Here is a 12175-nt window from a genome sequence, read left to right on the forward strand (position 1 = left end):
TCATTTTACTGACCAAGCTATGTTAGGCGTGACTACTCCGCTATCAGGTTAAAATGAAGGTTTTTGTAGATGACTCAGTCTATACAAGATTTGAGTCACGGCATCTTGTTTCATTTCTCCGATTAATATGCTTTCTTCATCCTTAGAACCAAGAATCCTATCATTATTCAAGGTAAGTTGACGGGATACACTAACCCTGCTAGGAGGTGTTAACTCTTGGCCTTTTCGAGTTTTCAACATATAGATTACGGTTAAAGTTAACGTATATTGTCTGGGATTGGTGCTCGCTCCTACACTAATAATTTGCTGTTGCAGATTCACTTCATTAACTAAAAGCCAATATTGAGCATGAGAAGGTTCATTAATTTGAATTTTTGAACCTTCCAATCGTGATTCTATTATGGAGATAAATTGCTTGTCGTTATTTTCAGAAATGAGCGCAATATTATTAAGCCAACTAGGTACGTTACTCACGCCACGCAGATGAAACCCACAGGCAGATAGAGAAAAAGCCAGTACTGCGGTAATAATACTTTGTAAAATCAAAGATTCAAACTTTGCGTAGCTATATTTCATCAACCCACAACCAAGTTAATTAATTGTCTGTGCGCAACAACGATCGATTTTTTAACTGTTTGATTCGCTATAAAATCTTTGGCATGTTGTTTCGCTGCAGCAATTAATACTTCTTCTGTTGCATCTACACTAGCAGTAAATTGTGCTCTAAGTTTACCATTTACTTGAACTACATAATCGACTTCATCTGTTTTTAACGCCCCTTTATCGACTCTTGGCCAGTTCGCATCAATAATTGCTTTTTCAAAGCCCAATTGTTGCCATAAGTAATGCGTGATGTGTGGGGTTATAGGAGCGAGTAATCGAAGTAATATACTCATTCCGGAATGAATAAAGAATTTATCCTCTTCAGTTTCTATAGAATAACTTGATAATTCATTAAACAACTTCATACATCCTGAAACAACTGTATTAAATTGATTACGGTCATAATCATGGGTCGCTTGGGCTAAAATTTGGTGCACAATATGACGTGATTTTTTTAAGCGACTTTCTGCTTGCTGCCAGTTTACATGACCGTTACCACTAAGGATAAGATCATTTATATCAATCAGTATATTTTGATGCTGATAAGCAAAAAACCAAATTCGTTTAAGAAAACGATGTGCGCCTTCGACCGCAGTATCTGACCACTCTAAAGATTGCTCAGGTGGTGCTGCAAACATAACAAATAGACGTGCTGTATCGGCTCCATAAGTATTAATCAGGTGGTTTGGATCTACGACGTTGCCCACTGATTTAGACATTTTATGCCCATCTTTTAAAACCATACCTTGGGTTAATAAAGCTTTAAACGGTTCATCTGAATTAACTAAGCCTTCATCACGCATTAATTTATGGAAGAAACGAGCATAAAGTAAATGCATTACGGCATGCTCAATACCCCCTACATATTGATCTACAGGCGTCCAATATTTTGCTCGATCATCGAGCATTGCATTTTCTTGACCTTTGCACGCAAAACGAGCGTAATACCAAGAGGACTCGACAAAGGTATCAAATGTATCTGTTTCACGATATGCATCCTGCCCGCATTTTGGACAAGAGATGTTCACAAATTCAGGACATTGAGCTAAAGGAGAGCCTGCTCCGGTAAACGAAACATTTTCTGGAAGTACTACTGGAAGATCTTCATCTGGAACAGGTACTGTGCCACATTGCTCACATAAGATCATTGGAATAGGCGTTCCCCAATATCTTTGTCTCGATACACCCCAGTCACGCAATCTGTAATTAATTGTGGCCTTACCCGCATCATGTTCTTCGAGGAAGTTTGTTATGGCCTCCATAGCTTGACTAGAACTTAATCCATCAAACTGACCTGATTGAATCAGAGTACCTTCCCCGGTATAGGCTGATAGGTTTAAATCGTGTACTACTTCATTTTCTGGTTTTATAACTGCTTTAATAGGTAATTGGTATTTTTTTGAAAACTCCCAATCTCTTTGATCGTGGGCAGGGACTGCCATGACCGCACCAGAGCCGTATTGCATCAGTACAAAATTCGCTACCCATATGGGCAGCTTTTCTCCCGTTATAGGATGAATTGCAGTCATTCCAGTATCTACACCGCGTTTTTCCATAGTGGCTAACTCAGCTTCAGCCATTTTGGTGCCTTGGCAGCTGTCGATAAATTCTTTTACTTCCTTGCGACTATTAGCTGCTTCTTTGGCTATAGGGTGATCTGTTGCTACTGCAAGGTACGTTGTACCCATGAGCGTATCAGGTCGAGTGGTATAAATTTTCAACCTTTTGGGGTGGTTATTGACATTGAAGTAAATTTCAGTCCCGGTAGAGCGTCCTATCCAGTTGCGCTGCATCTGCTTTACTTGAGCTGGCCATTCATCCAAACTATCTAATGAACTTAATAACTCATCAGCATAAGCCGTAATTTTAATGAACCACTGAGAAATTTCTTTTCGTTCAACCAAAGCCCCAGATCGCCATCCTCGTCCATCAACTACTTGTTCATTCGCTAAGACAGTTTGATCAACGGGATCCCAATTTACCACGGCATTCTTTTTATAGACTAAGCCTTTTTCAAATAGTCGAATAAAAAACCATTGCTCCCACCGGTAATAATCAGGGGTGCATGTGCAAATTTCACGTTTCCAGTCATAAGCATTACCAAGACGTAAAAACTGCTTTTTCATGGATTCTATATTCTTTTTAGTCCATTCAGCCGGAGGAATACCATTTTTTATCGCTGCATTTTCAGCAGGCAAACCAAATGCATCCCAACCTATAGGTTGTAAGACATTTTTGCCTAAAGCACGTTGGTAGCGAGCAATCACATCGCCAATCGTGTAGTTACGCACGTGCCCCATGTGCAATGTTCCACTCGGGTAGGGGAACATGGATAAACAATAAAATTTCTCTTTGTTTAAATCTTCCGAAACGTTAAATGATTGTTTTTTATGCCAATATTGTTGAGCTTGTTCCTCAACTTCTTGTGGTATATAGGTTTTATCCATGGTCCAATTTTTTAAGTGACTCTAAATCGCTAAGGATAACTCCTCTTGTGCTTGCCAGCAATAGATTATTGCTGGAATAAGCGACGAAGTTGAATAAAAAGTATAAAAATTATAAATAATGAGCAGAAAAGCAACGAAGGATACTCATACCAAATAATCCAGGGAGTAAAACCTTGGGCAGGATAAACTGTACCTTGTAATAATCCAGAACTAAATGGAGGAAGACTTTCTACTATATTCCCATGGGGATCAATTATTGAAGATAAACCATCGTTGTTAACCACCACTTGATATCTCCCAGTCAATAATGAGAGAAGTTGAGCCATTTGTAACTGCTGATAACTTGCTAGTGAATGTCCAAACCAACCATTATCACTGATAGAAACTATCCATTGGGCTTTGGGCATTTGTGCACGCAAAATATTGGGGTAGGCAATTTCATAACAAATCAGACTTGCAATTGGGTGTTTAGCGATTTTAATTAAAGACTGTTGTTTTTTTCCGGGTAATAAATTTGCTTCAGGTAAATTGAACCATTGATAAATCGTAATTAAAGGCTTAGGTATGTATTCTCCAAAGGGAACTAGTTGGCGTTTAAACTTTTTTCCTTTTGCCTGTCCAAAAGTGATGATGGAGTTATAATAATGGGTTTCACTGTCATTTGTTGGTTGAAGTATACCTAACATTAACGCACTGTTTGCTTTTGTGGCTTTTTTATTTAATTTAAGCAGATATTTATCCAGATAACTCGCAGGAAGTGGTATTGCAGATTCAGGTAAAATAATAAGCTGTTTTCCTAAAAGCTTGTTTATTGCGTTCTCATAATATTTTAACAAGTTCCAAAACAATGCTTCATCCCATTTATCGCGCATGGATAAATTTGCTTGAACTGCACCAACACTAATCGGTTCTTGTTTTATCTGTGACCAAGAAACATTTTTACACAGCGCAGGGCTTATCATGACGAGTATGAAAGCAATTAAACAATAATAACGTTTTGGATAAGTTGGTGAAACAGCCAAGGTGAGTAACGCAGAGATAAAAACACAGATTAAGCTTAACCCGTAAATTCCTAAAATAGGGGCAAGGAATCTAATTGGTGTATCAATAAGGGTTGTACCCACTAATAACCATGGAAATCCAGTAAATAATGTAGCGCGACAATATTCACTGAGGCACCATAGAGTGCTAAATATGAGCAAAGAAAGGAGTGTTCGGTGTCTTAATTCAAGTAGTTTGTATAAGTAAGTAACAAGAGCAGGAAAAAGCGAGAGATACATGATAAAAATTAGTGTGACCAATGCTGAGCCAAAATAATTTAACTGGCCATAATCATGGATGCTGATGATAACCCACGAAACCCCGAAGCCAAAAAAACCTAATCCATAAATGAATCCTAGATAGGCACTCTGTTTTATAGAGCAATTTTTCAGGCTGAAATAAAGAGAAGCCAAACTTAATAAGGTGAGGCCAGGCATGTGAAAAGGTGCAAAACCAAAAGGGGACAATAGTCCGGCTATAAATATAAATAGATATTTTGTATAGCCAAGTCGTATTGATGATTTAAGCGTTGTGCCATTCGCCAAAGCAGTTTGCTTCATATTTTATCAACAAATTATAAAAGGGTAAGATAAATGAGTACTGGATTTAGGTCAAGAATTAGTAAATTCTTTTCTTTAAAATTGAAAGATAACATGTATCTCTTGATATTGCACCATTGCTTACCAAGCAATTTCTTTATCTAACTCATCTATCCTAATCAAGGACCAAGAGCAATCAAGATCATATTAACTAAATGAAAAAAAAGATTATTTCCCAATTAAAGAAAATATTTCTGGGTTAAAAATTTGTTTTGAGATGGGCACAGCAGCTAGGAATTACAAGCTGCTAATTAAGGAAAAGGTGTTTTTAGGGGAAAATGTGCAGTGTCGTCATGATAATAAAACAGAGTTAAGTTTCGCTGAGCTCTTTTTAGGATGCCTCATGGAGTGGGGTATAAATGGAGTTGAACCTGGAACACATAAACAGACTATTGGGAAAAATGGTGTAAGCGACCATTTCAATTAAGCAGGGCTTAATCCTACTGAATTTATAGACAAAAAAACATATTCGACGCAGATAAACTACTTGCGCTTTTTTCAAGCTGCGAATAAGGCACAAAAGATTTTTGTTGAAATGATCTGAAGCGAGCAAAAATGAATAAAGATAATCCGTAATGGGGGGCTGTTTTTAGGATTAATTTATAGGGTGTTTGGACAATTGGCTGCTCATTGTCACCATACCCTAGCTCAAGAGATTTCATTCATATAAGTAGAACATTTTGAAATTCAAAAAGATAAAGTTGTCTTGATTGATGGAATTTTAATAAACTATATTGGAGTTGGGAACAAAGGGTCGATCTCTTTTATAAGCTACGCATTTATAGAGGGATGGGTGTTGCATAGGAAAAGTATAATAATACCAGAATCACTTCCTTTAGTTTATTCATGTACAAAATTTAGATTTAGAGAATACTATCCAAGCCTTAAGAATTTGTGTAGGATGATCCCGTTTTATAATGGGAGAGGGATTAAATGTATAATGTAATGATTACTGGCGCAGGGAAAATTGGTAGTTTAATTTCTTGCTTACTGTCAGAAAGCGGTTCTTACCAAGTCCATTTAGTAGATATAGACTTTAATGGATCAGATGTGAAAAGGTTATTGGATGCTGTACCACAAATAAAAACTGTGGCTTTAGATGTCCAAGACAAGGAATCAACCCAAGCCTACATGGAAAAGAATGGAATTGTGGCTGTCATCTCAAGCCTTCCTTATTTTTTAAATACGCATGTTGCTGAAGCCGCAAAAGCAGCTAAAGCACATTATTTTGATCTGACTGAAGATACCGCTGTTACCGAGGCAGTCAAAGCAATAGCTTTAGATGCTGAAACTGCATTTGTACCTCAGTGCGGTTTAGCTCCGGGATTTATTAGTATCGCTGCTAATAGCTTAATGCAAGAGTTTGAAGAATGCCATCATGTAAAATTACGTGTGGGCGCACTTCCTCAAAATGCAAACAATGCGCTGCAATATTCATTAACCTGGTCGACCGATGGGGTAATTAATGAATATGGTAATCCTTGCTACGCCATTAAATATGGAAAAGCAGTTACTTTAGCTCCATTAGAAGGTTTAGAAACGATTCAAATTGATGGTTGTGAATATGAGGCTTTTAATACTTCTGGCGGTCTCGGAAGTTTGGCAGAAATGCACGCAGGCAAAGTACAAACCATGAATTACAAAACGATGCGTTATCCAGGGCATTGTCAAAAAATGCGTCTATTAATGAATGACTTGCGTTTAAATGAAGACCGGCCTACATTAAAGCGGATCTTAGAAAATGCTATTCCTAAAACTTATCAAGATATTGTGATTGTTTATGTTTCGGTTGAAGGAATTAAACGTGGTGAGCTTACAGAAAGAAATTATGTAAAGAAGATTTATCCAGTCGAAATTTGTGGATTGGAGTGGTCTGCTATTCAAGTGAGTACAGCCTCAGGTGTTTGTGCAGTTGTTGATTTAACGCTTGGTCAAGCCAATGAATATAAAGGTTTGGTTTTACAAGAAAAATTCCAACTATCTGCTGTATTGGAAAATCGTTTTGGTCGTTATTACGCATAATCGATCACAATCACACGTTCTTATCCACGGCCGTTCATTAGCGGTCGTATCTCAAGTTGAATGATATAGTTTTGGGTTATTACGGAGATAATCAATGGATATATTAAAGCATTTAAAAATTCATGCTATTAACCCTGGAGCATTTAGTGGTCAGGGATGGCAAAGCAAGGTTCATGAGCATCAGCTAGTTTCTTTTAACCCTACAAATGGGGAAAAGCTTGCCGAAGTTGCAACGTGCACTATAGAAGATTATGAAGAGGTAATGAAACGTGCGCAATATGCCGCACATGAATGGAAAAAAGTCCCAGCTCCGAAGCGAGGAGAAATTATCAGGCAAATTGGTCAAGCGTTACGTGAACATAAAGATGCCTTAGGTAGTTTAGTTTCCTTAGAAATGGGTAAATCAAAGCAAGAAGGTGATGGTGAAGTTCAAGAAATGATTGATATCGCTGATTTTGCAGTTGGTCAATCACGAATGTTATATGGCAATTCTATGCATTCAGAGCGACCTCAGCATAGAATGTATGAGCAGTGGCATCCCTATGGAATTGTTGGGGTTATTTCGGCTTTTAATTTTCCCGTTGCTGTTTGGTCTTGGAATGCTTTTTTAGCCGCTATATGTGGCAATGTTACTTTATGGAAGCCTTCAGCAAAAACACCTTTATGTGCTATAGCTGTGCAACAAATTTGTAATGAGGTATTAAGTCGCAATGGCTGTCCTGAGATATTTAGTTTAATTATTCCTGAACAACACGATGTGGTCGAAACGATGGTTAATGATAATCGGATACCACTCATTTCATTTACTGGTTCAACAGCTGTAGGGAAACAAGTTGCTGCGAAAGTTGCGGCTCGATTAGGAAAAACTATTCTTGAGTTGGGTGGTAATAATGCAATTATTTTGGATGAAACAGCCGATCTTCATTTAGCGATACCGGCAATAGTTTTTGGAGCGGTAGGTACTGCAGGCCAACGATGTACTTCGACACGCCGTTTATTTGTACACCATTCTATGTATGATTATGTGATTGAGCGCTTACGTTTTGCTTATGAACAAATAACCATTGGTGATCCCTTGGATAAACACAATTTAATGGGACCTCTTATTGATAAGCAAGCTGTAGAACAATTTAACAAGGCAATGTCTCGTATTAAATCAGCTGGCGGCCGTATTTTATTTGGTGGGGAATCATTGCATCAACCAGGTTTTTTTGTGCAACCAACTCTAGTATGTGATGTAAAAAATCATTGGGATATTGTGCAAGAAGAAACTTTTGCGCCTATTTTGTATGTGATGCCTTATCAGACTTTAGATGAAGCCATTGCCTTGCAAAATAATGTGCCTCAAGGATTGTCCTCAGCGATGTTTACCCAAAATTTGAAAAATGCGGAACATTTTTTAAGTGCATGGGGCAGTGATTGTGGAATTGCCAATATTAATCTGGGTACTTCAGGTGCAGAGATTGGTGGCGCATTTGGAGGAGAAAAAGAAACTGGTGGTGGGCGCGAATCAGGGTCTGACTCTTGGAAGGCGTATATGCGTCGACAAACCAATACAATTAACTGGGGTAATGAGTTGCCCTTAGCTCAAGGTATTCGTTTTGATCTGTCTTGATAAAATTGTTGTTTGGTACTGTGAAGCATAGCTACCATTTAATTAAAGATATTTTACCTCGCTGTTCACAGCCATGTGACGGGGAGGTATTTCAATGTGTTTATCTCTAAATTTCATGGCGCTTACTCAGATAATATAAATGAATAAGGAAAAAAGAATGCAGGGATCTTTTTTTATAAAAAAAGCCGCAGTTCTAGGGGCTGGTGTTATGGGTGCACAAATTGCTGCGCATTTAGTGAATGCAGGTGTAGAAACCTTACTTTTTGATTTAGCATCAAAAGAGGGGAGCCCTAATGCTTTTGTTGACAAAGCAATAGCTCATTTAGGAAAACTAAAACCAGACCCTCTTGCAACAGCCCAAACTGCTGCTTTATTACAAGCACGAAATTATGATCAACACCTTTCGGATTTGTCTTCATGTGATTTAATTATTGAAGCGATTGCTGAGCGCTTAGATTGGAAAGAGGATTTATATCAACGTATTTCGCCTTACTTAGGAGAAAAAGCGATTCTTGTGAGCAATACTTCAGGGCTGAGTATTAATGCCTTAAGCTTCGTTTTGCCTGAGAGACATAGAAAGAATTTTTGCGGAGTTCATTTTTTTAACCCTCCACGCTACATGCACCTTGCTGAGCTTATTCCTGCCGAAGCTACAGATGAAGAGTTAGTGAATCATTTAGAAACCTGGTTAACTCGCTATTTAGGTAAAGGAGTAGTCAGGGCAAAAGATACTCCAAATTTTATTGGGAATCGTATAGGGGTATTTTCCTTATTAACAACCTTACACCATGCGTTTGCTATGGACATGGGGTTGGATGAGGTTGATGCATTAACTGGCCCCTTATTAGGCAGACCTAAATCCGCTACATTTCGGACGATGGATGTTGTGGGTTTAGATACGATGCAACATGTAGTAAATACGATGCAGCAGCAATTAGCTGATGATCCATGGCATCATAGTTTTCAATTGCCAGAATGGATTGTTCATTTAATTAAAGAGGGACATTTGGGACAAAAAACTGGCCAAGGTATTTACCGGAAAAATGGTAAAATAATTGAGGTTTACGATGTAAAGTCAGCAACTTATCGTCCAGCTGAACCTTCTGTGAGTGATGAATTAAAAGCCATCATGGGAAACCAAGATCCAGTTGCCCGTATGCAAAGTTTAATTACCTCTAAGGACAAGCAAGCACAATTTTTAGCTGCATGTTTTAGAGATTTGTTCCATTATTGTGCTTATCATCTTGCTTCAATTGCGGATAACGTAAGAGATGTTGATTTAGCAATTCGTTGGGGATTTGGTTGGATGCAAGGTCCTTTTGAAACCTGGCAACTCGCTGATTTGGCAACGATGACCCAGTATATTTATCGTGAAATAAAAGACAATAAAACTCTTAGCTCAGCGTCTTTACCCGGATGGCTTTTTGAAATTAGTCATTTTTATACTGAAAAAGGGGCCTACTCGCCACAACTTGATAATTACCAATCAAGAAGCCAATTACCTGTTTATAAGCGTCAGTTTTTCCCAGACAAAGTTATCAAAGAGTCTGTTCATTCAAAACCTGTGCTTTATGAAAATGAAGGGATTTGTTTGTGGCATTTACAAGATGATGTTGCTGTAGTGAACTTTAAGAGTAAAGCAAATACAGTAGGTCAATCGGTACTTGACGGCTTAGAAGCAGCATTGCATGTAGCGGAAAAACAATGCTGTGGACTAATTCTACATCAACAAGATGCCAATAACTTTTCCTCTGGAGCTGATTTACGCGGCGTATTAAAATTAATTCAAGATAATAAAATGCGTGATTTGGAGGCGATGATTGCTCAATTTCAGCATGTAGCTTTGCGCCTAAAATATAGTCCTATCCCAGTTGTTGCTGCTTTAAGAGGACGGGCTCTAGGTGGTGGTTGTGAATTAATGATGCATTGTGATGCTGTAGTCGCTGCTTTTGAATCTTATCCCGGCTTAGTAGAGTTTGGTGTTGGCGTGATTCCAGCTGGAGGTGGATGTAAAGAGATGGCAATGCGTGCAGCACAACTCTTCCCTCAAGGTGATTTATTGTCAGTGATACGAGTTTATTTTCAGCAAATTGCAACTGCTCAAGTGGCTAGCTCAGCTGCTCATGCGATGCAGATGGGCTATTTGCGCGATACCGACAGTTACATAATGCATGCGAATGAGGTGCTATATGTTGCGTTAGAGCAAGTAAAATCCATGCATGCAAAGAACTATCTTCCTCCATTGAAAAAACAATTTAAAATCGCTGGCATTGAAGGTAAAGCCAGATTGCAAGCAGGTTTAGTAAATTGGTTAGAAGGAGGATTTATTTCTCAGCATGACTACTTTATCGCTACAGAGTTGGCAACAGTGCTTTGTGGGGGCAATCTCAATCAAAATACAGTTGTTGATGAGAATTGGATGCTTAAACTAGAGCGAGAGGCTTTTATTAATCTTGCTTCGACACCGTTAACGCAAGCACGGATTAGTCATTTACTTGAGACCGGCAAGCCACTACGTAATTAAGGGAGATTGAAAATGACTAATGTATATATAGTTGACGTATTACGTACTCCAGTTGGTAAAGCACCTCGTGGTGTATTCAAGCACACTTTGCCTGATGATTTGCTGTCACATGTAATCAGAAATTTAATGCAGCGCAATTTGTCCGTAGAGAAGTCAAAAATAGAGGATGTTATTATCGGATGTGCCATGCCAGAAGCTGAGCAGGGTATGAATGTAGCACGTATCGCATCATTGCTTGCCGATTTGCCTCAATCAGTTCCTGCAATGACGATTAACCGTTTTTGTTGTTCAGGTGTACAAAGTATTTCTCTAGCTGCAGATTCTATTCGAAGTGGCGATGTGCATTTGGCCCTTGCTGGTGGTGTGGAAAGCATGTCGATGGTGCCTTTAGGTGGGAATAAGTACACAGCGAACCCAGCTATTTTTAATAATGAAGATATAGCGATTGCTTATGGTATGGGAATTACTGCTGAAAATGTGGCTAAAAGATGGGGAATTTCGCGAGAGCAACAAGACGAATTTGCTACTGAAAGCCACAAAAAAGCTGTCGCAGCACAGCAACGTGGTGACTTCAAGGCAGAGATTAGTCCTGTTGAGATCACGGTAAGACATGCAGATTTAGAGAACTCCACTGTATCAATTAAGAAAAAATTGATAAGCGAAGATGAAGGTCCACGGGCTGACACTTCGTATGAAGTAATTTCTAAGTTAAAACCCGTTTTTGCCGCAAAAGGAACGGTCACTGCTGGAAACAGTTCGCAGACCAGTGATGGAGCAGGCATTGCTTTATTAGCTAGTGAGCAGGCGCTGCATTATTATAAGTTAAAACCAATAGGGCGACTGTTAAGTTATGCAGTAGCAGGTGTTCCTCCTGAAATTATGGGAATTGGACCCATTGAAGCCATTCCTATTGCGTTAAAAAGAGCGGGCATTAGATTAGATCAATTGGATTGGATAGAGCTTAATGAGGCTTTTGCAGCTCAAGCTTTAGCGGTGATCAAAGAGCTTGATCTTCCACGTGACAAAGTAAATCCCCTAGGAGGGGCCATTGCCTTGGGCCATCCATTAGGAGCTACTGGTGCAATAAGGACAGCGACTTTATTACATGGGTTACAAAGAACTAAAGGCCGTTATGGGATGGTTACCATGTGCATTGGTACGGGCATGGGAGCTGCTGCAATATTTGAAGCTTTATAAAATTTTTTTATGCAATAGTGCCAACAACTTTGGCACTATTGTGTCATTAACATTAATAAATATAGATTTTGTCTTTTTAGAATTACCTATTTAGGTCTTCATCGACTCTTTCATTGATACTATCCAA

At 38.7% G+C, this 12175-nt stretch carries 7 protein-coding genes; 4 read left to right on the forward strand and 3 right to left on the reverse strand.

The features are described from left to right. Positions 1-48: 48 nt before the first annotated feature. The 3 genes from EL220_RS06780 to lnt all read right to left on the reverse strand — a co-directional run bounded on the left by EL220_RS06780 (position 49) and on the right by lnt (position 4651). Positions 49-576, reverse strand: coding sequence for an LPS-assembly lipoprotein LptE (locus tag EL220_RS06780; RefSeq protein ID WP_027270191.1), 528 nt, complete (start codon positions 574-576; stop codon positions 49-51). Further along, the gene (leuS, locus tag EL220_RS06785; RefSeq protein ID WP_027270190.1) at positions 576-3050 is read right to left on the reverse strand and encodes a leucine--tRNA ligase; all 2475 of its coding nucleotides are present in this window, start codon (positions 3048-3050) and stop codon (positions 576-578) included. Before leuS ends, EL220_RS06780 begins: the two co-directional genes overlap by 1 nt. Positions 3051-3115: 65 nt before the next feature. Beyond that, positions 3116-4651, reverse strand: coding sequence for an apolipoprotein N-acyltransferase (lnt, locus tag EL220_RS06790; protein ID WP_027270189.1), 1536 nt, complete (start codon positions 4649-4651; stop codon positions 3116-3118). Between the two features lie 972 nt (positions 4652-5623). Here lnt and EL220_RS06795 point away from each other — a divergent pair. The 4 genes from EL220_RS06795 to EL220_RS06810 all read left to right on the forward strand — a co-directional run bounded on the left by EL220_RS06795 (position 5624) and on the right by EL220_RS06810 (position 12048). Then, positions 5624-6712, forward strand: a complete 1089-nt coding sequence (locus EL220_RS06795) for a saccharopine dehydrogenase family protein (RefSeq protein ID WP_027270186.1) — start codon at positions 5624-5626, stop codon at positions 6710-6712. A gap of 94 nt (positions 6713-6806) precedes the next feature. Beyond that, positions 6807-8327 carry an L-piperidine-6-carboxylate dehydrogenase gene (amaB, locus tag EL220_RS06800; RefSeq protein WP_027270185.1) on the forward strand — a complete coding sequence of 507 codons (1521 nt, stop codon included), beginning with the start codon at positions 6807-6809 and terminating at the stop codon, positions 8325-8327. A 157-nt stretch (positions 8328-8484) separates the two neighbouring features. Then, positions 8485-10851, forward strand: a complete 2367-nt coding sequence (locus EL220_RS06805) for a 3-hydroxyacyl-CoA dehydrogenase/enoyl-CoA hydratase family protein (RefSeq protein ID WP_027270184.1) — start codon at positions 8485-8487, stop codon at positions 10849-10851. A gap of 12 nt (positions 10852-10863) precedes the next feature. Further along, positions 10864-12048, forward strand: coding sequence for an acetyl-CoA C-acyltransferase (locus EL220_RS06810; RefSeq protein ID WP_027270183.1), 1185 nt, complete (start codon positions 10864-10866; stop codon positions 12046-12048). Positions 12049-12175: the final 127 nt, after the last annotated feature.

This window comes from Legionella sainthelensi (assembly GCF_900637685.1).
Lineage (GTDB): Bacteria > Pseudomonadota > Gammaproteobacteria > Legionellales > Legionellaceae > Legionella > Legionella sainthelensi.

Coding starts and splice junctions, on each gene's coding strand:
- EL220_RS06780 (WP_027270191.1), bottom strand. CDS start 576: ATGAAATATAGCTACGCAAAGTTTGAATCTTTGATTTTACAAAGTATT.
- leuS (WP_027270190.1), bottom strand. CDS start 3,050: ATGGATAAAACCTATATACCACAAGAAGTTGAGGAACAAGCTCAACAA.
- lnt (WP_027270189.1), bottom strand. CDS start 4,651: ATGAAGCAAACTGCTTTGGCGAATGGCACAACGCTTAAATCATCAATA.
- EL220_RS06795 (WP_027270186.1), top strand. CDS start 5,624: ATGTATAATGTAATGATTACTGGCGCAGGGAAAATTGGTAGTTTAATT.
- amaB (WP_027270185.1), top strand. CDS start 6,807: ATGGATATATTAAAGCATTTAAAAATTCATGCTATTAACCCTGGAGCA.
- EL220_RS06805 (WP_027270184.1), top strand. CDS start 8,485: ATGCAGGGATCTTTTTTTATAAAAAAAGCCGCAGTTCTAGGGGCTGGT.
- EL220_RS06810 (WP_027270183.1), top strand. CDS start 10,864: ATGACTAATGTATATATAGTTGACGTATTACGTACTCCAGTTGGTAAA.